The organism is Dryocola mayonis, from assembly GCF_051307045.1.
Taxonomy (GTDB): domain Bacteria; phylum Pseudomonadota; class Gammaproteobacteria; order Enterobacterales; family Enterobacteriaceae; genus Dryocola.
On sequence record NZ_CP150452.1, the window covers coordinates 2,125,880 to 2,151,060 of the forward strand.

Consider the following 25,181-nt stretch of genomic DNA (forward strand, 5'->3'; position numbering starts at 1 on the left):
TTAATCGATTGTGGGGAAAAAGCTAACGCCGCATCATAAACGGCGTCAAACGACCGCGGGTAAAAGGTTACGCGCCCGTCTTCCGTTCAGCATTACTTTTTAAGGAAGCAAGCCCAATGATTAAAGTGATTAACCCTGCGGATGGCACCGTTGTCGGCCAGGCCCCTTATATGTCCGCCGAAGAAGTGACAGCGGCCATTGACCGCACCTGTAATGCATTTCCGGCCTGGGCATCCAGGACCGCAAGGGAACGCGGAGACCTGCTGCGCAGATGGTACGATTTGGTTCGCGCGGATAAGCACCTTTTTGCCGAGCTGATGGTAAAAGAAAACGGCAAATGCCTGAGCGAAGCCATGGGGGAGATCGAATACGGTCTGGGATTCATCGAATGGTACGCCGAGGAGGCCAGACGCTTAAACGGCGAGATTATCCCTTCCCACGACCCGCACGCCTCGGTGCTGGTCGTGAAAGAGCCGGTCGGCCCGACGGCCGCCATCACGCCGTGGAACTTCCCGTTTATGATGATCACCCGCAAAATCGCCACCGCCCTTGCTGCGGGCTGCACCATGATTATCAAGCCCGCGGAAGAGACGCCGTTAACCGCCTACAGGCTGCTGGAATACGCCCGCCAGGCGGGCATTCCGCAGGGCGTGTTTGAGATGGTGACCGGCGATGCTAAAGCCATTGGCGAAGCCTTCACGCAGGATCCGCGCATCCAAAAAATCTCCTTTACCGGCTCTACCCGCGTGGGCAAGCTGCTGGCGAAAAGCTGTGGCGAAACGCTAAAAAAGATGACCATGGAGCTGGGCGGCAACGCGCCGTTCATCGTCTTCGACGACAGCCCCGTGGAAGAGACGATAAACGGCCTGATCGGCGCCAAGCTGCGTAACTCAGGCCAGGTATGCATCTCCCCGAACCGTATTTTCATTCAGGACGGCGTTTACGAGCAGTTTGTCAAACGCTTAGCCGCCGCGGTTGCCGAAATACCGGTGGATCAGGGGATGCAGCAGGAGTTTGTCGTCGGTCCGCTCATTAACCAGACGGCGCTGGATAAAGTCTCCTCTCTGGTAAACGACGCGGTACGAAAAGGAGCAAGCGTAAGGCTCGGCGGGAAAACCCATGCGAAAGGAGGCCTGTTCTACGAACCGACCATTCTTTGCGATCTGGATAATACTTTTGCCGTGCATAACACCGAAATCTTCGGGCCGGTGTTTGCGGTTTATCGCTTCAGCGAAGAAGAGAAAGTCATCCGCTGTGCGAATGACACCGAATATGGCCTTGTGGCCTACGCCTGGACCCGGGACCTGGGCCGCGCTTTCCGTCTGTCGAAACGGCTGGAGGCCGGCATGGTGATAATAAACTCCGGCTCTGTCGGCACCGCATCCGTGCCTTTCGGGGGCATCAAGCATTCTGGCTACGGGCGTGAAGGCGGCCATTACGGCATCGAAGAATACGTACATGTAAAATACGTTCTGATGGCGGGGCAAAACCGCTAAGCCGCAAGGGAGAGCCCCGGACGGCTGCTCTCCCGCCCCGCAATCACGCCATATTTTTACGGTACTGTATAAACCCGGATTTATCCGCAAGCTTGTCATAAAGCGTTTGCGCGGCCACGTTCGTTTCATGCGTGTGCCAGTAAACCCGCGTCGCGCCTTTTGCCTGCGCGTGCTGGTAAACCTCTTCGATCAGCGCCCGGCCAACGCCTTTGCCGCGTGATGCCGGCGCGGTAAACAGATCTTCCAGATAGCAACAATCGCCCGCGGACCAGGTGCCGCGGTGGTAGATCAGGTGCGCGAAGCCGAGGAGCTTTTGCTGCTCATCGAAGGCTCCCAGCGCGTACATCGGCTCGGCTTGCGACAACATGCGCCGCCAGGTCAGCAGGCTTACCTGCTCGCTGAGCTGAACATCATAAAACGTTAAATAGCCCTGCCACAGCGTAAGCCACGCGCAATAGTCGCTCTCAACAAGCGGGCGAACATCGAGGACTTTCGCCGCCTTCGCGCCGTTAGCCGCCCGCTCTTTGCGCAGGCTGGCCAGGCTTTGCACCTGCCTGCCCGCCGGCAGATTTTCATCTTTCAGCCAGGCCGCGAACGTAGCCTTTATAAGCGGCCAGTCGCCGTCGATAATTGAAAACCAGGCGGTATCGCGGCTGCGGCCTTTATAAACCACGACCTGGCGAAACAGCCCCTCGAAACGAAAGCCAAGACGCAAAGCGGCGCGACGCGACGGGCCGTTCAGGCTGTCGCACTTCCACTCGTAGCGGCGGTAGCCCAGCTCATCAAACGCGTATCTCATCAGCAGAAAATGGGCTTCGGTGGCGTGAAGGGTACGCTTGAGCTCCGGCGAAAAGGCCACGGAGCCCACCTCAATAACGCCGTTCGCCGGATCGATGCGCATCAGCGAAAGGGTGCCCAGCGCATGGCCCGATTTTTGGTCGATAACCGCATAGTGCAGCGGATCCGTACTCGCCGCGGCGGCGGCGATATAGTCGGCAAACTGCTGCTCGCTGCTAAAAGGGCCGGCGGACAGATAGGTCCAGTCGCGGCCGTCTTCCGCTTTGCTCCAGGCTTTCCACAGCGATTTTGTATGGCCTGCGGGATTAAGCGGCTCAAGGCGACAGTAGCGTCCTTGCAGAATCACACGCTGCGGGCGCGGACGAGGCTGCCAGTCAGGTAACGCAGCGCCAGTCGGCTGCAGGTATTCGTTTGTTGCACCAGTCAAAGCAAACCTCCGGGAAGGATACGAACGGGAGCCTTACTATAAGTCATGATGCAACCCGGCAAAAAGCGCCCGTTCGCCGGCAGGTTAAAAACTTTAAATCGCCACCAGGCCCCGAACCCCGTCCGCTTCCATATCCTTCCCCCTGCCACGCTGAATAACCGAACCTCGCGACATCACCAGATAGCTGTCCGCCAGTTCCGCAGCAAAATCATAAAATTGTTCGACCAACAAAATGGCCATATCGCCTTTTGCCGCCAGCTGCCGGATGACCTCGCCTATCTCCTTAATCACCGAAGGCTGAATGCCTTCGGTAGGCTCGTCCAGAATCAGCAGCTGCGGTTTACAGGCCAGCGCGCGGCCTATCGCCAGCTGTTGCTGCTGCCCGCCGGAAAGATCGCCGCCGCGACGGCGCTGCATCTCTTTTAGCACCGGGAAAAGCTGATAAATCTCCTCCGGCACCTGTTTTGCCTCGCTTCCGGAAAACCGCGAAAGCCCCATCAGCAGGTTTTCTTCAACGGTAAGGCGCGGAAAAATCTCTCGCCCCTGCGGCACATAGGCAATGCCGGCCTGCACGCGCTGGTGAGGTTTACGCGCGGTGATATTGTTCTGCTGCCAGCTCACGCTGCCGGACTTCGCCGGAATAAGCCCCATCAGGCATTTCAGCAGGGTGCTTTTCCCCACGCCGTTACGCCCCAGCAGGCAGGTCACTTCGCCAATTCTGGCTTCAAACGAGACGCCGCGCAGGATGTGGCTGCCGCCGTAGTACTGGTTTAGCTCATGGACCATCAGCATATTTTGCTCCTCCCGGCGCAGGGCGCTCTGCCCGTCCGCCTGTAAGTTCCTAACGCCCCAGATAAACTTCAATGACCTGCTCGTTAGCCTGCACATCGCGCAGCGAGCCTTCCGCCAGCACCTGCCCCTGGTGCAGCACCGTGACGTGGTCCGCGATGGTTTCCACAAAGCCCATGTCGTGCTCCACCACCATCAGGGAATGCCTGCCCGCAAGCCGGCGGAACAGCTCGGCCGTGTACTCGGTTTCCGCATCGGTCATGCCTGCCGCGGGCTCATCGAGCAGCAGTAAATGCGGCTCCTGCACCAGCAGCATGCCTATTTCCAGAAACTGCTTTTGTCCGTGCGACAGCAGGCCCGCCCGGCGGTGGCGCTCTGCGCCAAGGCGCAGCGTGGCCAGCATGTCGTCGATGCGGTCGCGCTGCTCAGAATCAAGCTTTGCCCGCAGGCTCGCCCAAACGGATTTATCCGCCTTTTGGGCGATCTCAAGGTTTTCAAACACCGTCAGCGCTTCAAAAACGGTGGGCTTCTGGAATTTGCGCCCTATTCCCTTTTTGGCGATCTCTGCGGGTTCAAGACGCAGCAAATCCGTGGACTGATCGTAAAACGCCCTGCCGCTTTGCGGCCTGGTTTTGCCGGTTATCACGTCCATCAGCGTGGTTTTGCCCGCGCCGTTCGGGCCAATCACGCAGCGCAGCTCCCCCACGCCAATGTTGAGCGACAGATCCGTCAGCGCCTTAAAACCATCGAAACTGACGTTGATGTTCTCCAGCATCAGCACCGGATCCGTCTGCTCGCGGTATCTGTCCGTCAGATGCTGACGGGTAAACAGCGGCTCGCCTGGTTGCATCATTTCTCTCCTTTCCGCAGCAGGCCTATGACCCCACGCGGCAGAAACAGCGTCACGAGGATAAAAATCAGCCCGAGGAACAGCTGCCAGTATTCCGGTACGGCCATGGTGAAATAGCTTTTTGCGCCGTTCACGAGGCCTGCGCCAAGGATCGGGCCAATCAGCGTGCCGCGCCCGCCAAGCGCCACCCAAATCGCCGCCTCGATGGAGTTGGTCGGCGACATCTCGCCGGGATTGATGATCCCGACCTGCGGCACGTAAAGCGCGCCCGCCAGCCCGCAGAGCACGGCGGACAGCGTCCAGACGAGGAGTTTGAATCCTCGCGGATCGTAGCCGCAGAAGACGAGACGGTTTTCCGCATCGCGCACGGCGGTCAGCACGCGGCCAAACTTGCTGCGCGCAAGAGCGGCACCAACGACAAGGCTCGCCGCCAGCAGTAACACCGTGGCGATAAACAGCCCGATGCGCGTGCCCGTCGCGGTAATGGGCATTCCCAGAATGGTGGTAAAGCCGGTAAAACCGTTATTGCCGCCAAAGCCGGTTTCGTTGCGGAAGAACAGCAGCATGCCGGCGTAGGTCAGCGCCTGGGTCATAATCGAGAAGTACACGCCCTTGATTTTTGACCGGAAGGCAAAAAAGCCGAATATCAGCGCCAGCAGTCCCGGGACGAGGACGACCAGCGCCATCGCCCAGGCGAAATGCTGGGTGCCCCGCCAGAACCAGGGCAGCTCGCTCCAGGACAGGAAAGACATAAATTCGGGAAGCCCGTCGCCCGCGGCCTGGCGCATCAGATACATGCCCATCGCATAGCCGCCGAGGGCGAAGAAAATGCCGTGCCCCAGCGAAAGCAGGCCCGCATATCCCCACACCAGATCCAGCGCCACGGCGACGGTCGCGTAGCAAAGGATTTTGCCGACCAGCGTCAGCGTATAGGTGGATAACGCCCAGGGGTGGCCGGCCGGCAGCAGCGTCAAAAACGGCAGCGTCAGCATCGCCGCCGCCAGGAGAATGCCCAGCGCGACGCTCAGGCGCGGCGCTTTGCGGGTCAGGGTTAACGTCAGCGGCTGGCTCATCAGTCAAGGATCCTCCCTTTTAGCGCAAACAGGCCCTGCGGACGCTTCTGGATAAACAGAATAATCAGCACAAGGATGAAGATTTTGCCCAGCACCGCGCCGATTTGCGGCTCCAGTATTTTGTTGAAAATGCCCAGCCCGAACGCGGCGGCCACGCTGCCGGCAAGCTGCCCTACGCCGCCCAGCACCACCACGAGGAACGAATCGATAATGTAGCCCTGACCCAGCTCCGGGCCGACGTTGCCAAGCTGCGAGAGCGCCACGCCGCCCAGTCCGGCAATGCCGGAGCCGAGGCCAAAGGCCAGCATATCCACGCGCCCGGTCGGCACGCCGCAGCAGGCCGCCATCGCGCGGTTTTGCGTAACGGCCCGCACGTTCATGCCCAGGCGGGTTTTATTGAGCAGCAGCCAGGTAAACAGCAGCACCAGCATGACAAAGCCCAGCACCACAAGACGGTTCCACGGCAGGATAAGGTTCGGCAGCACCTGCACGCCGCCGGAAAGCCACGCCGGATTCGCCACCTCCATGTTCTGCGCGCCAAAGGTCATGCGCACAAGCTGGATGAGCATCAGGCTGATGCCCCAGGTCGCCAGCAGCGTTTCCAGCGGGCGTCCGTAAAGATGGCGAATAACAGTGCGCTCAAGCGCCATGCCGATCCCGGCGGTAATGGCGAAGGCGACCGGCAGCGCCACAAGCGGATAGAAGGTCAGCCAGGCGGGGGCATACTGCTGAAAACCGGCCTGCACCAGCCAGGCCGAGTAGGCGCCGAGCATCAGCATTTCGCCGTGCGCCATATTGATAACGCCCAGCAGGCCGTAGGTTATCGCCAGTCCCAGCGCGGCGAGCAGCAGGATCGATCCTAAAGAAAGCCCCATAAACGCCTGGCCGAGGATGTCGCCGAGCATCAGCCGGTGCTGGATTTTTTGCAGCCCTTCGCCTGCCGCCTCGCGCACCTGAGCGTCGGCTTCGTTTTGCGCATCGGTCAGCGGCTTCAGCAACGCCTGGGTATCCGGATCGGCGGAATGGCCAAGAAGCTCGACCGCGCTGAGGCGCACTCTGGCGTCAGGGCTGGCGAGCTGGAGACGAGCCAGCGCCCCTGCAAGAGCGGCGCGCACGTCTGCGTCCGGCTCGGTTTTAAGCCTTTTTTCAAGCAGCGGAAGCAGGTCAGGTTCCGCATCCCGTTGTAAATCTTTTGCCGCCTGCAGGCGGACGGTGACGTTGTCACTTACCAGCCGATGGCTGGCCAGCGCGCCTGCGGCCAGAATGCGCAAGCGGTTGGTGAGACGCACCTTTTTCAGCTCCCCGGCTGGCGTACCGGCCGCGCCGAGAGGCGTAACTTTTGCATCCGTTTTCGCGAAGGCGTGATGCTGTTCGTCGGTATAGAGATTTTCCTGGCTAAGCGCGCTCAGCAACGGGAGGCGAGCCGGGTCAGGCGCGGCCGCCCAGCTTTGCAGCAGCTTCGCCTGGGCGGAGCGGTTAGCCGCAGCGAACTCCTCGGCGTCTCCGGCGCGGGCGAAGCACGGCAGCAGCCAGGCGACGATCAGCAGCCATCTTATGAGTTTCATGGGCTTCTCCTGCTTGCAGGGACGGAGGCGCAGGGGCTTACCCGCCCTGCGCGTCGAATTGCAGGACGGGTAAGCGTAGCGCCGCCCGCCGTCTGGTTTAGTTGCTGGCCGTCTTCACCGGCTCGTCAGACTTCTTGTCGTTCCCGGCAATAAACGGGCTCCAGGGCTGGGCGCGAACCGGCCCTTCGGTCTGCCACACCACGTTGAACTGGCCGTTGCCTTCGATCTCGCCGATCATCACCGGCTTATGCAGATGGTGGTTGGTGGCGTCCATCGTCAGGGTGAAGCCGGAAGGCGCTTTAAAGGTCTGCCCGGCCATGGCCGCACGGACTTTATCCACATCCGTAGTGCCCGCTTTTTCAACCGCCTGCGCCCACATGTGGATGCCGACGTAAGTCGCTTCCATGGGGTCATTGGTTACGACAGTATCGGCATTCGGCAGCTTGTGGGCCTTCGCATAAGCCTTCCATTGCGCGACGAACTGCTTGTTGGTTGGGTTATCCACGGATTCGAAGTAGTTCCAGGCGGCCAGGTTGCCCACCAGCGGTTTGGTGTCGATGCCGCGCAGCTCTTCTTCGCCCACGGAGAAGGCCACCACCGGCACGTCCGTAGCCTTCAGCCCCTGGTTGGCCAGCTCTTTGTAGAACGGCACGTTGGAATCGCCGTTAATGGTGGATATGACCGCCGTTTTACCGCCGGCGGAGAACTTCTTGATGTTGGAGACGATGGTCTGATAGTCGCTGTAGCCAAACGGGGTGTAGACCTCTTCGATATCTTTATCCTGTACGCCTTTGGAATGCAGGAAGGCGCGCAGGATCTTGTTGGTGGTGCGCGGATAAACGTAGTCGGTGCCCAGCAGGAAGTAGCGTTTCGCCGCCCCGCCGTCTTCGCTCATCAGGTATTCCACCGCCGGGATCGCCTGCTGGTTTGGCGCAGCGCCGGTATAGAAGACGTTTGGCGACATCTCTTCGCCTTCGTACTGCACCGGATAGAACAGCAGCCCGTTTAGCTCCTCAAACACCGGCAGCACGGATTTACGCGAAACCGATGTCCAGCAGCCGAACACCACCGCCGCCTTGTCCTGGCTTAGCAGCTGCCGCGCCTTCTCAGCGAACAGCGGCCAGTTGGAGGCGGGATCGACCACCACCGGCTCAAGCTGTTTGCCCAGCACGCCGCCTTTGGCGTTGATGTCAGCGATGGTCATCAGCGCCACGTCTTTCAGGGGCGTTTCGGAAATGGCCATCGTGCCGGAGAGCGAATGCATAATGCCCACTTTGATGGTATCGGCCGCCTGCGCGCTGAAGGCCAGCCCCATGCTGATAACCGACGCGGAAAGCGCAAAAGCTTTAATAAAGGTAAGACGTTGCATAATTCTCACTCCTGAAAGTTAAAGACGCTGTGTGTTTCGTGCCAGGTGCAACATATGAAGCGTTATCAAACGAACCTCTTTCTGACTTGCGGCTATATGGTCGTGTAAACGGGTCTGCGCCTCCTGAAGCTGTCGGTCCAAAACGGCGAGCAAAATCTGCCCGTGCTCGTGGTAAGTCGCGCTCACGCGCGGCCGCTGGGTAAAGTCCAGCCGCCGCACGATACGAATTTTTTCGGTGATATCGCGGTGCACCCGCGCCATCTCCGGGTTGCCCGCCGCCTCGACCAGCGTCATATGAAAAACCTCATCATGGCCTGCGACCTCCCCGCCGTTCTGCAGCCGCGGCGAATCAATCCAGAACTGTTTTAACTGCTGTAAGGGCAGCGGCCGCACCTCCTGCGGCCGCGCGCAGAGCCGTTTCACCGCCTCCAGCTCCAGCACAATGCGCAGATCGTAAAGCGATTCCAGGTAGTCGAAATCCACCGCTTTAATCTGCCAGCCGCTGCGCGGCTGTACCTCGACGTAGCCTTCCTGCTCCAGCGCATACAGCGCCTGACGGACCGGCGTGCGGCTCGCCTCCATACGCACCGCGACGTCGTTTTCGCTGAAGCGGTCGCCGGGCAGCAGCTGGAAATCGAAGATTTCCTGTTTGAGCTGCCGGTAAATGCGTTCGGCTATGCCTTCTGGTTTTTCAGTGATTTTCATTTATTCCCCGCGCTAATGGCGCCGCGCTTATCCGGTTGGTTACATCACATCCAGCCACAGCAGCGCGTCTCCGGGCCCAACCGGACGACCCTGCTGACAGCCGATGCGGAGAACGGTGCCGTCGCAGGGCGCGGAAACCATCAGCTCCATTTTCATCGCCTCCACCACGATAAGCGGTTCGCCCCGCTTCACCGTCTGGCCCGCAGCGACGAGGATCTTCCAGATATTGCCGTTCAGATCCGCGCTCACCAGATGCCCAGCCTGATCTTCACAAGCCTCCTCTTGCGCCAGCATGGCGCTTTCGACCGCCGCGCCTTCCTGCTCCTGCCAGTGAGCGACTTCGCTGTTAAAGGCGATTTTTTGCCGCTCGCGGAAGCGGGCGATGTCGTCGGCGTGTTGCGCGAGGAATGCGCTATAGGCGGCGAAATCAAACTCCACCTCTTCGATGCGAACCTGAGCCCGCCCTTCACGAAACGCCGTGCGGAACCCGGACAGCTCCTCTTCGGTAACCGGATAAAAACGTACCTGGTCGAAGAACTTCAGCAGCCAGGGCTCGTCGGCGAACTGCTCGTTTTTAAGGAATTTGTTCCAGATAGGCACCGTGCGCCCGACCAGCTGATAGCCGCCCGGAGAGTCCATGCCGTAGATGCACATGTACATGCCGCCGATGCCGACGGTGCCTTCGGCAGTCCAGGTGCGCGCCGGGTTGTATTTCGAACTAAGCAGGCGGTGACGCGGATCGAGCGGCACCGCGCAGGGCGCGCCGAGGTAAACGTCGCCCAGGCCCAGCACCAGATAGCTGGCGTCGAAGATTATCTGTTTCACCTCGTCGCGGTGCGCAAGGCCGTTGGTGCGCTGGATAAAATCGACGTTATTTGGCAGCCAGGGCGCGTCGGCGCGCACGGTTTCTTTGTAGCGCTCCACCGCCGCAAGCGTGGCGCTGTCTTCAAAGGCCATCGGCAGATGCACGATGCGCGAAGGAATTTTCAGCTGCGTCACGTCGCCCAGCTGTTTCTCAAGGCTCAGCAGCAGTGTCAGAAGCTGGGACTGGGAAATACGCTGGCTGTCATAGCGCACCTGCAGCGAACGCACGCCGGGAGAAAGCTCCTCGATGCCGTTCATGCCGGCCTGCCCGATGGCCTTCATCAGCAGGTAAATTCGCAGGCGCAGCGCCAGATCCAGCACGTTGTCGCCGTATTCGATCAGCACGTAGTTATCGCCCGCCTGGCGATAAACCACCGCCGGCAGCTCGCCTTCCGCGGCCAGCTCCGCCAGAATCGCCGCGCTGGAGGTGGAGCCTGGCGTTATCGCAGGATGCAGATCGGGCAGCGTGGCGACGTGCAGCAGATTGGTCACCGCCACCTGCTGGGCAATCTCCAGCGACTGGGCGTGCTCAAAGGTAATAGCGTGGAAGCGGATGCGGTCGCCGGGCTTCACCTGCCCGACTTTCCACAGTTCAGCTTTCGCAATGGTGACCGGGCAGACAAATCCGCCAAGGCTTGGGCCATCGCGCGTCAGAATTACCGGGAAGTCGCCGGTGAAGTTCACCGCGCCGATAGCGTACTCACAGTCGTGAACGTTGGAAGGATGCAGTCCGGCCTCGCCGCCGTCGGCGCGCGTCCATTCCGGCTTCGGGCCGACAAGCCTTACGCCAAGGCGGTTAGAGTTGTAGTGAACCTGCCATTCGGCGTCAAAAAACGTCTGCATGGATTCCGGCGTGAAGAAATCAGGCGCGCCGTGCGGTCCATACAGCACGCCGATTTCCCACAGATCGCCGTACTGCGGGATAACCGCAGGCTCCGGCGTTTGCGGCAGCGAAATCGGCGCGGGCGTGGTGCAGGCGGGCAGGCCGGGCTGGGAAATCGCCAGCACGTCCGCCACGCGCAGGGTGCGGCCGGCGTGACCGCCGAACTGCCCGAGGGCAAAGGTGGAGCGGCTGCCGAGGTAAACCGGCACGTCAAAACCGTTGCGCACGGCGAGATAAGTACGGCAGCCGGACGTCGCGCGGCCAAGCTTCAGCGTCTGGCCGGCTTTAACGATAATCGGCTGCCAGTAAGGCACTTGCGCATCGTCAAGGGTCGCCGGACAAGGCGCGCCCGTCAGCGCAATAGTGGCCGCGCTGTGAAAACGCAGCGTTGGCCCCTGCAGCGTGAACTCCAGCCCGGCGGCAGAAGGATGGTTGCCGACGATGCGGTTCGCCAGGCGAAAAGCAAAGTCGTCCATCGGCCCGGACGGCGGCACGCCGATATCCCAGTAACCCAGACGGCCGGGGTAGTCCTGCACGCTGCTCCAGGTGCCAGGATCCAGCACCTCGACGGCGTGCGCCTGATAGACAACGCCGTCCAGCAGGCGCGTCCACATCACGCCCGCTTTAAATTCGGCGAGTTGCACAATCTGACGCAGATAGTCGAGGTTGGTGGCGATGCCGTGCAAACGCGTGGCCGCCAGCGCGGCGTTCAGTTTACTTAACGCCTGCTGCCGATCTTCACCGTAAACGATCGCTTTGGCGATCATCGGATCGTAAAACGCGCTCACCTCGCTGCCGGTACTGACCCAGCCGTCCACGCGCACGCCGTCCGGAAAGGCGACATCGGTCAGCACGCCCGGGCTCGGCTGGAAATTTTTCAGCGCGTCTTCGGCATAGATCCTCACTTCGATAGCGGCGCCTTTGGGCGGCTGCGCAAGCCGCTGCCAGTCGAGAGGCGCGCCTGCGGCCACCTTCAGCATGCATTCAATCAGATCGAGCCCGGTGACCATTTCCGTTACCGGGTGCTCCACCTGTAAACGGGTATTCACTTCCAGGAAATAGAACGCATCGCGCGCGGCGTCGTAGATAAATTCCACGGTGCCGGCGCTGCGGTAATTTACCGATTCGCCGAGCGCGACGGCGGCTGCGTGTATCGCTTCGCGTGTGGACTGCGGCAGGTTTGGCGCAGGCGTTTCCTCCACCACCTTCTGGTTGCGGCGCTGCAAAGAGCAATCCCGTTCGCCCAGCGCCACAACCTTGCCTTCGCCGTCGCCAAAGATCTGCACTTCGAGATGGCGGGCGCGGTCAACAAAACGCTCGATAAACACGCCGTCGTCGCTGAAAAACTGCTGCCCCATGCGCTTTACGCTTGACCACGCCTCCAGCAGCGCGGCTTCGTCATCGCAGCGCGTAAGCCCTATTCCGCCTCCGCCCGCGGTGGTTTTCAGCATCACCGGATAGCCGATCTCCGCCGCGGCAAGCTGCGCTTCCTGCAGGGTCAGCAGCAAACCCGTCCCCGGCGTCATCGGCACGCCGGCCTTAAACGCCAGTTCGCGTGCGCGATGTTTAAGACCGAAATCGCGGATCTGATCGGCGCTCGGGCCGATAAAGACGATGCCCGCCTCTTCGCAGGCCTGCGCAAACTCAGCGCGTTCGGAAAGAAAGCCGTAGCCGGGAAAAATCGCCTGCGCGCCGCTCTCTTTTGCGGCGGCCAGAATCTTTGCCATGTCAAGATAGCTGTCCGCCGCCTTTTCGCCGCCCAGAGCGATGGCGATATCCGCGTCCGTAACGTGCTGCGCGCCGGCGTCGGGATCGGCATAGACCGCCACGCTGGCGATGCCCATTTTTTTAAGCGTTTTGATCGCACGGACGGCAATCTCGCCGCGGTTAGCAATTAACACTGAGCTAAACATACTCCCTCCTCAGGCGCTGTGGTGGCGGGCAAGCCAGGCTTTCCAGCCGCCCCAGGCGGTAATGTCCGTCGCATCGGCAAGCGCTGACGGTTCGCAAATAAATCCTTTCACGCTCTCGCCGTTTGCCAGCGTTAGCGTGCCAATCCCAAGCGGAGCCGGAATTTCGGCGACGAACTCGCCAAAGCGCGCCTGCGGAATATCCCAGAGCTCAACGACGATCGGCTGGCCTTCCTGGCCGCGGACAAGACCCGGTTTGGCAGGCTGGGTGTTCGCCAGGGCGTAAAGCCGATAGCAGGCGGCGGTGCGCGTCTCTTCGATAAACACCGCATTTCGCGCGGTGAGCTGGTGGTTAAGAGGCATGCCGCGCAGATGCGCGCCAACCACGGCGACGCGCACGTGATTCGGCGAAATATTTTCTGCGCCGGGCGCCGGAAGTAATTTGTCCGTTGCGCCTAACGGCAGATTGACGGCGGCCTGCCAGGCCGCGCCGAACCGGCTCAGCGCCTGGTCGTGCCAGGCCGGGGCCACCAGCGTGATGCCCGCAGGCAAACCGTCAGCGCGAAAATCGCCCGGCAGCGCCAGCGCGCAAAGATCGGCAAGGTTGGTAAAGTTGGTGTAGGTGCCGAACTGCGAGTTAAACCGTACCGGCTCCTGCGCCATTTCCGCGATGGTGTGAATCGTGGGCGATGTCGGCACCACCAGCGCATCAAAGCCCGCGAGCTGCGCGTTAATTTTCTGCGCCAGTTCGGCGCGGGTATATTCCGCCTGCCAGGCGTCGCAGGCCGTGTAGTTCAGGCCGTTTGCCACGATGCCGCGTACCGTTGGATCCATAGCTTCCGGCTGGCGGGCGAAAATCTCACCCACCGCCACGGTGCGCTCAGCAACCCAGGCGCCGTGATAAAGCTGTTCGGCAAGCTCGGTGAAGGCGGTGAAATCTATCGGCACCAGCTCCGCGCCCTGCTGCTCAAGGCGCGCCAGCGTGCTGGCGAAGGCGGTTTTACTCAGGCTATCGCCAAAAAATTCCAGCCTGTCAGGGATCGCAAAACGCGGCCTTTCGCTAAAGCGTGCCGGGGCGGTCTTTGGATTTTGCCGGGAGTAAGGATCCTGCGGATCGTAGCCGCCGGCCACCTCCGCCACGGCCTGCGCGTCGGCAACGGTCAAGGCGAACACGGAAACGCAGTCGTTCAGCCGACAGGCGGGCAGCACGCCTTTGTTGGATAGCCAGCCCCTGGTCGGTTTCAGGCCAACGATATTGTTAAAGCCGGCGGGCACGCGGCCGGAGCCTGCGGTATCCGTACCCAGGGAAAAGCAAACCAGCCCGCGCGCCACAACGGAGGCCGAGCCGGAGCTGGAGCCGCCGCTTACGTAAGCCGGGTTAAAAGTATTTTTTACCGCGCCGAACGGGGAGCGGGTGCCGACCAGGCCGGTGGCGAACTGATCGAGGTTGGTCTTGCCCACGACCACCGCCCCGGCCGCCTTCAAACGGGCGACCACCGTTGCGTCCTGTTCCGGCGTGAAGGTAAATGCCGGGCAGCCGGCGCTGGTCGGCATGCCTGCCACATCAATATTATCTTTTACGGCGAAAGGTACGCCTAATAACGGGAAATCGCCGACCTGTTTCTCGCCAGAATTGAGCGCGTGAAAAATTGCGGCTAATTGCGCCTCAATTTCATGGCGGCCGGCAATATATATCCAGGCATTATCGTCGCGGGATAAATTAGCCTCCAGGCGCTGATAGGCAGCAATGAGCCCTTCAGGCTGCCGGAGGTAATTTAAGATCCATTCGGACAGGGTGAATACTGACATAAACTGGCATCCCATCTGGTATACAAGATGGAGGAAATAAAGCAATTCCGGTGCCAGTTATTTAATTGGGATGCATTTCAGTGGGTTAAAATAAGTATAATATTTTCTTATTGTATATTTGCACCGCCGCGGCGCGGAACAGACGTAAATATTTCCGCGATGGTGCAAATGACGGATAAGCGAAAAGGCTATCCGTCATCAAGATGAAAAATAATTCAGGCTTTACCGCTGCGGCGTGCGGAAACCGTAGCCAGCGCCGCCCAGTCGAGATTTTCATCGCCGTGCGCCAGCGCATCGAGATAGTTATCGCGTAATACGCCCGCAATGCCCATCGGCACATGTTTGCTTTCCGCCGCCTGCTGCGCCAGACGCACGTCTTTTAGCCCCAGCTTCATGGTGAAGCCGGCCGGGGTATAGCGGTTTTCCGCAATCATCGCGCCGTAATTTTTATAGGCGGGCGCCGCAAACAGCGTGCTGGTCAGCATGCCGAGGAAGTCAGCGGGCGCGACGTCATAGGCATCCACCAGCGCCGCGGATTCGCCCATCGCTTCAATGGCGCTTGCCAGCATAAAGTTTGCCGCAAGCTTTACCGCCGCCGCCTGCTCGGGGCCGCGGCCCAAAGCGCCAGGTTTTGCTGCCCAGCACGTCGAAAAGCGGCTGCGCCTTAGCGAGCAAATCGTCGCTGCCGGCGGTCAGGATGTTCAGGTTTCCGGCCGCGGCGACGTCGACGCGCCCTAAAACCGGCGCGGCGATATAGCGGCAGCCGCGCTCGCTGGCTTTTTTCGCCATTTCCTCGGTGAAAGCAACCGAAACGGTCGCCATATTGATCCAGATAGCGCCCTGCGGCAGCGCGGCGAGTGCGCCCTGAGCGATGACCACCTCGCGGCTGATGTCGTCATCGGCCAGCATGGTGATCAGCACGTCGCTATCGGTAAAGTCGGCCGGGGCCGCGCAAATTCGCGCGCCCTGCGCTTTCAACGCTTCCACCGGCGCCGCCGAGCGGTTCCACACGGCGACTTCGTAGCCTGCTTTGAGCAGGTTTTCAGCCATTGGCTGGCCCATGCCGCCCAGCCCGATAAATCCAATACGCATAATCACTCCGGCTTGCTTACAAAATGGTGCCGCCCTTCGTCAGGGCCTGACGACGCTCTTCCGCCTCTTCTCTTTGATGATGGCCTTTGTGCACGATGGCATTGCGCAGGCGCTGCTGCTGGGCGTAACGATCTTCGCGGCTTAGCTGCGCATCGTCGCTCAGTTCAATCAGCAGCTCGTTCATGTGTTCGATAACGTTTTCGCTGATGGTTGCGTCTACGCGTGCGGTGACCTCGTCCAGATGTGCCATATGTTTCTCCTTTTTTAGCGGGCGGCGCCCCGTTTATCCATTCGGGATAAGTTAAACGCAGCGCCGTCCCGCGGGTTTTAATTCAGCTTAGCCTTTGAGAAATCGCTGCCGCTAAGGCTCACGCTGTATCCCGTCACGTTGCTGCGCGTGGCGTAGAAGGTTTTGCCGTTTGCCAGCGGGATCCACGGCGCCTGCTGGTAGAAGATCTCCTGCGCCTGCTCGTAGAGCTTAGCGCGCGCGGCCGGATCGCTGGTAAGCTTCGCCTTCTGGGTCAGCGCGTCATACGATTTATCGCACCAGCGCGCGGCGTTAGAGCCGCTTTCGATGCTGCCGCAGCCTAACAGGGTGTCGGCGAAGTTATCCGGATCGCCGTTGTCGGACATCCAGCCAAACAGCGCCGAGGAGTGCTCGCCTTTACGCATCCCGGAAAGATACTCGCCCCATTCGAAGGTTACGATTTTGGCGTTCACGCCCACTTTCGCCCAGTCCGCCTGAATCATTTCGGCAATGCGGCGGGAGTTAGGGTTGTACGGACGCTGTACCGGCATGGACCACAGATCGGTATCGAAGCCTTTTTCCAGCCCCGCCTGTTTTAGCAGCGCCTTAGCTTTTTCAGGATCGTAAGAGTAATCCTTCAGGTTTTTGTTATAGCCCATCATGGTCGGCGGAATCGGCGAATTCGCCACCGTGCCGGTGCCCATAAACACGGCGTTGATAATAGCCTTTTTATCCACCGCGTAGTTCAGCGCCTGGCGCACCAGCACGTTATCAAAAGGTTTTTTGGCGGTGTTAAACGCCAGATAGCCGACGCTCAGGCCGTCAACGGTATGCAGCGTAAGGTCTTTATTGGCCTTGATGGCGTCAAACTGTACCGGGCTTGGGGCCGGGATGATCTGACACTCGTTTTTCTGCAGTTTTGCCAGGCGGGTCTGCACGTTTGGCGTAATCGAGAAGATCAGGTGCTTAGTCGGCACTTCGCCGTTCCAGTAGTTCGGGTTCGCCACGTAGCGGATCAGCGAGTCCACCTTGTACTCCTGCAGAGCGTAAGGACCGGTGCCGATTGGCTGGGTATCCACCAGTTCAGGCGTGCCTTTTTTCAGCATGGCGTCGGCGTATTCCGCGGAAAGAATCGACGCGAAATCCATCCCCCAGTCGGCGAGGAACGCCGCATTCGGCTCGCTCAACTTAAACTCAACGTGGTAATCGTCGATTTTTTTCACGTCGGTTATCAGCTTGTCGAGGCCGACGTCGTTGAAGTATTCGTAGTTAGCCTGCGAAACCTTGTGATACGGGTTGTTGGGGTCCTTCTGACGCATTACGGAGAAAATCACGTCGTCGGCGTTGAAATCGCGCGTTGGCTTGAAATATTTGTTGCTGTTGAACTTCACGCCCTGGCGCAGGGTAAAGGTGTAGGTTTTACCGTCCGGGCTGATTTTCCACCCGGTGGCAAGTGACGGCACCGGCAGGTTGTCGCTCTGGCGAAAATCAACCAGGCGGTTATACAGCGTTTGCGAACTGGCGACAAAGGTTGGGCCCGAGCTTGCGATCTGCGGGTTGAAGGATTCCGGCGAGGCTTCGGAACAGTAGACGATGGTGCTGCCGGCCGCCGCCGTCGCAGCGCCTGCGGGTAGCAGGGTGCTAAGCAGCAGCGCGAGGAGTGTTTTCCCTGTGGTCATGGTTTTGCCTTTTATTTGCTTGCCAAATGGTTTGTGCACTTATTATTTGAGCATTAATAACAGCACAGCCAAAAGCCATCGGCAAATAACAAACGGCTATCATGTTATTCATTTTTAGCGAAATTTGCTCATTAAGACGGCGACTGCGGGATAAACGGCTGGCAGCCACCGCTTATCTCCGGCAAACCGTTCTCTGGCCGGGCCAGCGCAGATCAACGCGTCAGCTGCTCAAACCTTTGCAAAATGGCGCGCGAAAACGGCGTATCGCTGACGTTTGCCAGCAGCGCGTCCCGGTCTTTGCCCTTCATGGCGACCCTTTCGCTGCGGCTGGTGATGATTTTATTCATTACCGGCGCGGTAAATTCCGGATGAAACTGCACCGACAGCGCCGTCGGGGAATAGCGGATGATCTGGTGCGCATCGTGGCCGGAGACACCAAGCACCACTGCGCCGGGGGACGGCGTAATGACGCTTTGCTCGTGGCTAAGAAAGACGTCGAAGCTGTCCGGCAGGTCCTGTAACAGCGGGTCGCGCCGCGCCGCCGCGTTAAGCGAAACGGCAAGCTGCCCCACTTCGCTTCCCTGCGGATGGTAAGCCACCTCGCCTCCCAGCGCCCAGGCCATCAGCTGATGGCCGTAACATACGCCCAGCACCGGCACGCCGGCCTGCACCATTTCCCGCGTCCATTCGGCCGTGCGATCGCTCCACTCTTCGTGGTCGGTGACCATCGCCCAGGAGCCGGTAATCACCGCCGCACGGAATGTGCCTGCTGCCGGCAGCGGTTCGCCTTCAAACGGGCAAACGACCCGCACCGGGCACGCATCGCCGAGGGCGGCGCGAAACCACTGCGGCTGCTCGCCCACCGCCGCACGAATATCCGCGGGCGGATGCCCCATCTGAACCAGTAATAACGGGAGTTGATCTGTCATCTCTGCGGCGTCCTTTACATCGGGAAAGAGATTTATGATTAGCACAAAATCCAGCGTCGTTACCGCAATCCCCCAATAATTAGAAAAATTTGCCGTCTCTTCCGCCGTTTGCTTACTGCACGCGGCGGTAGAATGTAACGCGTGAAGATGGCTCGAAATGAGTCGTTACGGCAGGATGACTGAAGTGGCAAAAACATTACTGCGCAGCGGATGCCTGGATGATTTCCTGGCGCTGGGCGAAAACGGACAGACGGTATTCGATTCGGCGCTGCAGATACGCGAAACCTTACGCCTGCGGAAACAGCATGCGGTGGCGGAAAGCCTCGCCATTCCACAGCCTGACGATGAAGGCGACCGGGTCGACTGGTATGCGCCGTTTGAAGGCAGCGTGCTGAGCTGGGCCGCCGCAAGCGACGAACAGCGTAAAAAAGCGCTGCGCTATCTGGATAACTGCCAGGCGAACGTCGCCGCGCTTATTCAGCGCTGCCAGCAGGCGGAAAAAACCGCCATTCAGCTATTCGGCTCGCTGCTCGCCAACGCCCTGCAGTTTCCCGGCAGCCAGCATGTGTATCTGGTGGACGGCAAGCCGGTTATCACCTTCTGGGGCTTTGTAAACCTCAACCAGGGCGCGCGCGAAGACGTGCTGGACTGCCTGCGCGTCGCTGAGCCGGCGGAACCGGTAATTGCTTTTATTCCGGAACCAGCGCTGCCGGAAGCCGAACCTGTGCTGGCGCCAGAGCCTGCCGCGATAAAAGAGATCGTCCTTAGCGAACCGGACGAACCTCTTGTTTATACCGCCCAGCCTCGCGTGGTCGTGCCTGAGCCGGAAAGAAGAGTCGCGCAGGCTAATCCGGCGCCGCAGCCGGCTGCCCCGCGTCCGAAAGCGCGCCTCTGGCTACTGCCCGTGGCCGCCGCCGCGCTGGCGCTTATCGCCGCCCCCGTGGCTTACAAATACCTGGCGGCTCCCGCTGCGCAACCCTTAACCGTGGCGAAAGCGCAACCTGAACCAAAGCCGATTGAGCCCGCCGTCATTCAGGCAGTTAATGCCGCCCCCGTCGCCGCGGTTGAAAAATCGAAGCTGCCGTTAACCGAGGCCGCCGTGGTGACGGCTCCCGAGCCTGTGGTTGAAGCAGCTCCCGCCGCGCCGGTCAGCGTACCGAAAAACGCGCTGGTCCTGCCTGCCGACGCCTTAAAAGTCGGTTCGACCAAATTCCTCAACGGCGCATGGCGCGTAATGATTGATGTGAAAGATCCCGTGACCGGCAAGCCGCCAACCCTGCGCTATCAGATTGCCAACAATAAAGGCAGCGCGCGTCTGGTGCACGGCGACAACGTTGTCTGTAAGGTGGAGGTATTCTCCGGCCTGCAGCAGTCCGGTACGCTGATGATTAAAACCCGCGGCAGCGCGCGCTGCAGCGACGGCTCCCGCTACCCGATGCCGGAGATTTCCTGCAGGCCGGGCGATAACGGCGTGGCCGAGTGCAGCGGACGCTACGAAGGCGACACCGTGGTGCCGATGACGTTTAAAAAAGTGAGTGATTAACCCTATGCTTGCCAACCTGCTCCACTACAAGCCGAGCGTTACGCTCATTAAAGACAGCGGCATCCAGTTCCTGGACTTCGGCCTCGCTCCCCAGCCAAACGCCCCGCACACCGGGCGTTTTGTGCGTAAAACCGCTAACGGCCCGCTGCTGCGTCTCGATTACGACGTGGTGCCCGGTAAATTTACCCTCTCCGATACCGCAGGCGGCGCGCCGGAAGTGGTCAGGCCCGAAAGCACCCTGACCCTCGGCCACTCGCTGAAAGTGCTGGATAAAACCTGGCTGCCGCTGCCGTTCCTGCGCTTCAACCCGCCGCGCACCTTTGTCGGCGGGCCGGACAACTGGGCGCGGGTGCAGATCCGCAGCCTTGAAACGCCGGACTCCGCGGGCAACACGGTGCGCATCAGCATCGCGCTGGACACCAAAACTTACCCGGACGACAGCCCGGCGGCCCACCTTGCGCCGACGCAAAACGACGTGCGCAACGGCGCCCGCTTCGCTCTGGCCTGGCAGAACCAGGAGATCCACGATTTCCTCGATCAGACCTGGGTGGACGGCTGGCTGCGCGAGGTCTTCACGCAGTACGTCACGCGCCATGAATCGCGCAGCGAGCGCGAAATCGCCAGCGCCATGAAGATGTTCGAATACCAGGCGCACTACCTGAATATTCTTGAAATGCTGGGCGCGCAGCTCGCCGTGCCGGAAGTGAAAATTGTCGCCGCGACCCTGCAGTCCCCGGCGATCCCCGTGGATCTGGTGCTGGACGTGGGCAACACCCATACCTGCGGCGTGCTTATTGAAGACCACGGCGAAGCCAACGACGGCCTGCGCCAGACGGCGGAGCTGCAAATCCGCTCCCTGAGCGAGCCGCAGTTTATCAACGAGGCGATGTTTACCAGCCGCCTTGAGTTCTCGGAGGCCAAATTCGGCAAGCAGCATTTCTCGGTGGAAAGCGGCCGCGACGACGCCTTCGTCTGGCCGTCCATCGCCCGCGTGGGCAGCGAAGCGCGGCGCATGGCCAGCGAACGTCTTGGTACGGAAGGCGCCAGCGGCATTTCCAGCCCGCGCCGCTATCTGTGGGACGAAACCCCGGCAGGCCAGGACTGGCGCTTTAGCCAGATGGGGGTAAAAACCCAGCGCGAGCCGCTCGCCACCGCCTTCCCGCTGATGAACCTGATGAACGACGACGGCCAGCCGCTCTACAGCCTGCCGATGGAGGAACGTTTGCCGGTGTTCTCGCCGCAGTACAGCCGCAGCTCGCTGATGACGCTGATGCTCTGCGAACTGTTGTCCCAGGCGCTGATGCAAATTAACAGCGTCGGCTCGCGCCAGAGCATGGGCCACCTAAACGCTCCCCGCCAGCTGCGCAACCTGATCCTCACCCTGCCTTCCGCCATGCCAAAACAGGAGCGCGAGCTGTTCAGCCAGAGAATGCGCGAAGCCGTAGGCCTGGTATGGAAAGCGATGGAATGGCATCCGGCGGACGAAGGTTTCGACCTTGCGCGCGACAAAGAAAAAAGCGTCGTGCCGGTGCCGGATGTGCATATGGAGTGGGACGAAGCCACCTGCGGCCAGCTCGTCTGGCTGTATAACGAAGCTATTGTGAATTACGCCGGACAAAGCGGCGTCTTCTTCAAAAGCCTGGCGCGCCCGGATCGCCTGCTCGGCGAAGATGAACCCGCAGGAAAAACCCTGCGCGTCGCCTCCATTGATATTGGCGGCGGCACCACGGATATGGCCATCACCCAGTACCAGCTCGATGACGGCGTGGGCAGCAACGTGAAGATCGCCCCGCGCCTGCTGTTCCGCGAAGGGTTCAAGGTCGCCGGAGACGACATTCTGCTGGACGTCATCCAGCGCTGCGTGCTGCCGGCTCTGCAGGCGAAAATTCACCAGGCGGGGGTTGCCGACGTCACCGGCTTAATGACCACGCTGTTTGGCGAATCAGGACGCATGGACACCCGCGGTACGCTACGTCAGCAAACCGCCCTGCAGCTGTTTATTCCGCTCGGCCACGCCATACTTAACGCCTGGGAAAACAGCGATCCTGACGATCGCCAGGCGGGCCTTGAGGCCACCTTCGGCGAGCTGCTGAGCGCGCGCCCAACCGACAACGTTATCAACTACGTGCAGCAGGCCGTACAGCACGCGCTGCCGGCCGACGCTCCGGCGTTCGATCTGTTCAGCGTTCCGATGCAGGTGGAGTTTGCCTCTTTGCGCGAAGCGCTGATGGCCGGGCAGTTCACGCTCACCGCGCCGCTGCAGGCGCTGTGCGAAGTTATCGGCCACTACTGCTGCGACGTGCTGCTGGTGACGGGCCGTCCCGCCTGCTTGCCGGGCGTGCAGGCGCTGCTGCGCCATCTTCAGCCGGTGCCGGTAAACCGTATCGTCTGGCTCGATAACTACCAGACGCATGAATGGTATCCGTTCAGCCAGCAGGGGCGCATCGGCAACCCGAAATCGACCGCGGCCGTAGGCGCCATGCTGTGCAGCCTGGCGATGGATTTGCGGCTGCCGGGCTTTAACTTCAAGGCCGCTGATATTCAGGCCTATTCTACCGTGCGCTACCTCGGGATGCTCGACGGGAATAACGTGCTGAGCGAAGAAAACGTCTGGTATCGCGATATCGACCTCGACAATCCGAAGGCCACGCTGGACACCCGCCTGCACTTCCCGCTACGCGGCAATGCCTGCCTCGGCTTTCGCCAGCTGGATAACGCCCGCTGGCCCGCCACGCCGCTTTATACGCTGGCGATCAACTCCGCCTCCCTGGCCAAGTCCATCGCGGGCGACGGCGTGCTGAACGTGCGTTTGCAGCAAACGCGCGAGGCCGACGCCTTCGTGCTGGCGGAAGCCTGGCTGCAGGACGGCAGCAAGGTGCCGCTCAACCAGCTAAGTTTTAAACTCAATACCCTGGCCGGCAGCTACAGCGGCGCCAGCCACTACTGGATTGACAGCGGGAGCGTCTACCAAAAATGAATCTGCCAACCCCGAGCCGACAACAAGCGCTGCTGCATAAGCTGGCGGACTGGATCCAGGATACGCGTGCTCATGCCCCGCTATTAGACAACGAGGCCGACGGCCTTTTAGCGCAGCTGCTGCCTTTGCAGCGCCGCCAGCATCGGCTTGCGGCGTTGTCCGCCCGGCCGTTAACCCTGGGTTTATACGGGCATTCCATTGCCGGCAAGCACCATTTGCTCAGCGCGCTGCTGGCCAATCACGCCGGGCGCATTGAGGTTACGCTGGGTGAAAAAACCCTCGATTACCTGACGCATATTCATCCGGGGCACTGCGCCGCGACGCCTGCCGTGCGCTTTACCACGAAAGAGGCTCCGGCCGCCGAGAATTTCCCGCTGCTGCTGACGTTGTTTAGCGAAAGTGACGTGGCGCAGCGGCTAATCCGCGAATATCACGCGCAGCCGGAACCGCGCGTCGCGCAATCCAGCACCATAGCGGCGCGCATCGCCGAGCTGCAAAGCAGGCGCCAGGCGCAGGCCGTGGCCGGCATGTCCAGCCAGCAGGTCGCCGATATTGCCCGCTGTTATCACGGGCAGCTGCGTCGTCAGCACCATCTTGACGGCGCGCTCTGGCAGCAAATGGCCGACCTGCTCCCCTGGCTTACCGCCTCCGACCGCGTTTCGCTGCTGGCCATGCTGTGGGGCGATGACGCCAGCCTGACGGCCCGCTGGCAGCACCTTAGCGACACGCTGCACCACATTGGCGAAACGACGCGCTTCCTCGCACCCGCGAGCCTGCTGGTCGACACTTTCCTGCTGCCCGCCGAGGGTTTTCTGATCCCGGCCACGCCCGAGGAGCCGGAGCCGCAGGCCGACGTGATGATCTGCCCGCTGTCGGGTAACGAGGCGGGCTCGCCCGTAAGCCTCGCGCAGCAGGATTTGCTGGCGCTTTGCGCGGAGGTTTGCCTGACGTTAAGCAATGCCCCGGCCCTCGGCGACGTGGACATCATCGATATCCCGCTCGCGCAGCTTGACTACTATACCGACCGCCTGCTGCCGGATACGCTGCTGGTGTGCAACGCCGCTGCCGGGCGGGCGGAGGTGAAATCCGCGGGCAAAGCGCTTGCCCGCTGGGTAGATACGACCCAGGGCGCTCAGGCCACCCTGCCGGGCCTGATCTGGACGATCACCCCGTTCGACGCCCGTTTTACCAGCGGGGTAAGCATGGACGACGGCGTGCAGCGTTTAATCGGCCAGGCCGGAAAACGTTGGGGCACACTGCAGGCGCTGGACAGCCGTAATATGCATCGTCTGCTGGAGTGGCTGACCGATGCGGTCAACGGCGAACGCCGCGCCCAGCGCGCAGCGCTGCTGCAAAGCGAGCTTGAGGCGCAAACTCTTGAGGTCTTCTTGCGGTTCAGCGCGCCGGATGAGGTTACGCCCGAAACGGCGCGCCGGCGGGCCGAAGAGTTAGTGCGGGCGCTGCAGGCAAAAGCGGCGCTGCACGGCGAACTGCTGGCAGGCCTGGTGCCGGAGCGTCACGCCCTGCAGCAGCGCTGGCAGCGCCATCAGCAGCAGCTGGCGAAAAAGCCGGCCGGCTTCCAGCTGGATATCGATCTGTTTGCCGACGATGCAGGCGAAGATGCGGGCAACGTTCATACCCTGAGCTACGCCTCTGAGGTTCATCAGCTGTGGGTCACGCATCTGCGTCAGCTGGCGCAGCGGACGGAAGTCGCGCAGCTTTTCGGGCTGGATAACGCCCAGCTTCACGCCCTTTGCGATCTGCTGATCGTGACGAGCTACCGTCTGGATCTGCCGGGCGTGCTTGCAACCTCTTTGCAGGCCGGCGATGGAAGCATGGCCCAGGAAATCACCTGCGCCGGCAACGTGCTGGGGGACTTCGTCAACTGGCTCGGCTATGCCGGCGTTCCGCAGGCTGAGCGCCCGGCAAGCCGCGTGAACAAAGGCGCGGCGGTGTTTGCTCCGGCGGCCCAGGCGCAGGCGTCCAGGCGCCTGACGAAGCTTGGTGAAACGCCCGCGCGCGGCAACGCAAGCTACGTTTACGACTGGCTGGTGGCGCTGTATACCCGCGCGGTGGAGAATATCGGCTATCGCCATCCGCACGACGTCAGCGATCTGCATCGTGAGAAATTACGTGGGCTGCTGAGTAACGCTTCCGGCAAGCGCTGATCTCTAAA

The 25,181-nt window shown here is 60.9% G+C and carries 17 protein-coding genes and 2 pseudogenes; 4 read left to right on the top strand and 15 right to left on the bottom strand.

The window, feature by feature from the left end; genetic code table 11:
• Positions 1-116: 116 nt before the first annotated feature.
• A complete protein-coding gene (locus WLO32_RS10350; protein ID WP_435948219.1) occupies positions 117-1,496 on the top strand; it encodes an NAD-dependent succinate-semialdehyde dehydrogenase in 1,380 nt (459 codons plus the stop codon).
• A 43-nt stretch (positions 1,497-1,539) separates the two neighbouring features.
• Here WLO32_RS10350 and WLO32_RS10355 read toward each other — a convergent pair whose 3' ends face one another.
• The 15 genes and pseudogenes from WLO32_RS10355 to WLO32_RS10425 form a co-directional block, all read right to left on the bottom strand.
• Entirely contained in the window at positions 1,540-1,863 is a 324-nt protein-coding gene (locus tag WLO32_RS10355; RefSeq protein ID WP_435948282.1) for a GNAT family N-acetyltransferase, read from the bottom strand.
• Positions 1,864-2,022: 159 nt separating this feature from the next.
• Positions 2,023-2,721: pseudogene (locus WLO32_RS10360) on the bottom strand (GNAT family N-acetyltransferase); the annotation flags it as partial.
• 93 nt (positions 2,722-2,814) lie between these two features.
• Entirely contained in the window at positions 2,815-3,513 is a 699-nt protein-coding gene (urtE, locus tag WLO32_RS10365; protein ID WP_435948220.1) for an urea ABC transporter ATP-binding subunit UrtE, read from the bottom strand.
• 49 nt (positions 3,514-3,562) lie between these two features.
• A complete protein-coding gene (gene urtD, locus WLO32_RS10370; RefSeq protein ID WP_435948283.1) occupies positions 3,563-4,360 on the bottom strand; it encodes an urea ABC transporter ATP-binding protein UrtD in 798 nt (265 codons plus the stop codon).
• The gene (gene urtC, locus WLO32_RS10375) at positions 4,360-5,433 is read right to left on the bottom strand and encodes an urea ABC transporter permease subunit UrtC (RefSeq protein WP_435948221.1); all 1,074 of its coding nucleotides are present in this window, start codon (positions 5,431-5,433) and stop codon (positions 4,360-4,362) included. Before urtC ends, urtD begins: the two co-directional genes overlap by 1 nt.
• A complete protein-coding gene (gene urtB, locus WLO32_RS10380) occupies positions 5,433-6,998 on the bottom strand; it encodes an urea ABC transporter permease subunit UrtB (protein WP_435948222.1) in 1,566 nt (521 codons plus the stop codon). The genes urtC and urtB overlap by 1 nt, the downstream gene beginning before the upstream one ends.
• A 97-nt stretch (positions 6,999-7,095) precedes the next feature.
• Complete coding sequence (urtA, locus tag WLO32_RS10385; protein WP_435948223.1) at positions 7,096-8,367, bottom strand: urea ABC transporter substrate-binding protein; 1,272 nt, start codon at positions 8,365-8,367, stop codon at positions 7,096-7,098.
• Positions 8,368-8,385: 18 nt separating this feature from the next.
• Positions 8,386-9,072: a GntR family transcriptional regulator gene (locus tag WLO32_RS10390; RefSeq protein ID WP_435945123.1), complete on the bottom strand. Its 687-nt coding sequence runs from the start codon at positions 9,070-9,072 to the stop codon at positions 8,386-8,388.
• Positions 9,073-9,111: 39 nt separating this feature from the next.
• Positions 9,112-12,732, bottom strand: coding sequence for an urea carboxylase (gene uca / locus WLO32_RS10395; RefSeq protein WP_435945124.1), 3,621 nt, complete (start codon positions 12,730-12,732; stop codon positions 9,112-9,114).
• Positions 12,733-12,741: 9 nt separating this feature from the next.
• Positions 12,742-14,538, bottom strand: a complete 1,797-nt coding sequence (atzF, locus tag WLO32_RS10400; protein WP_435945125.1) for an allophanate hydrolase — start codon at positions 14,536-14,538, stop codon at positions 12,742-12,744.
• 215 nt (positions 14,539-14,753) lie between these two features.
• A pseudogene (locus tag WLO32_RS10405) lies at positions 14,754-15,630 on the bottom strand (NAD(P)-dependent oxidoreductase).
• A 16-nt stretch (positions 15,631-15,646) separates the two neighbouring features.
• Entirely contained in the window at positions 15,647-15,880 is a 234-nt protein-coding gene (locus tag WLO32_RS10410; RefSeq protein WP_435945126.1) for a DUF2526 family protein, read from the bottom strand.
• A 77-nt stretch (positions 15,881-15,957) separates the two neighbouring features.
• Positions 15,958-17,556 (bottom strand): ABC transporter substrate-binding protein, encoded by a 1,599-nt coding sequence (locus WLO32_RS10415; RefSeq protein WP_435945127.1) that lies wholly within the window; start codon positions 17,554-17,556, stop codon positions 15,958-15,960.
• Positions 17,519-17,725: a hypothetical protein gene (locus tag WLO32_RS10420; RefSeq protein ID WP_435945128.1), complete on the bottom strand. Its 207-nt coding sequence runs from the start codon at positions 17,723-17,725 to the stop codon at positions 17,519-17,521. Before WLO32_RS10420 ends, WLO32_RS10415 begins: the two co-directional genes overlap by 38 nt.
• 43 nt (positions 17,726-17,768) lie before the next feature.
• Complete coding sequence (locus WLO32_RS10425) at positions 17,769-18,485, bottom strand: glutamine amidotransferase (protein ID WP_435945129.1); 717 nt, start codon at positions 18,483-18,485, stop codon at positions 17,769-17,771.
• 184 nt (positions 18,486-18,669) lie between these two features.
• On the opposite strand from WLO32_RS10425, the gene WLO32_RS10430 reads away from it, so the two are divergent.
• Genes WLO32_RS10430 through WLO32_RS10440 form a run of 3 tightly spaced genes read left to right on the top strand, consistent with a single transcriptional unit; the run spans position 18,670 to position 25,173 of the window.
• Positions 18,670-20,028: an SrfA family protein gene (locus WLO32_RS10430; RefSeq protein WP_435945130.1), complete on the top strand. Its 1,359-nt coding sequence runs from the start codon at positions 18,670-18,672 to the stop codon at positions 20,026-20,028.
• Between the two features lie 4 nt (positions 20,029-20,032).
• Entirely contained in the window at positions 20,033-23,005 is a 2,973-nt protein-coding gene (locus WLO32_RS10435) for a virulence factor SrfB (protein ID WP_435945131.1), read from the top strand.
• On the top strand, positions 23,002-25,173 hold the full coding sequence (locus WLO32_RS10440; protein WP_435945132.1) for a virulence factor SrfC family protein: 2,172 nt from the start codon (positions 23,002-23,004) through the stop codon (positions 25,171-25,173). The genes WLO32_RS10435 and WLO32_RS10440 overlap by 4 nt, the downstream gene beginning before the upstream one ends.
• Positions 25,174-25,181: the final 8 nt, after the last annotated feature.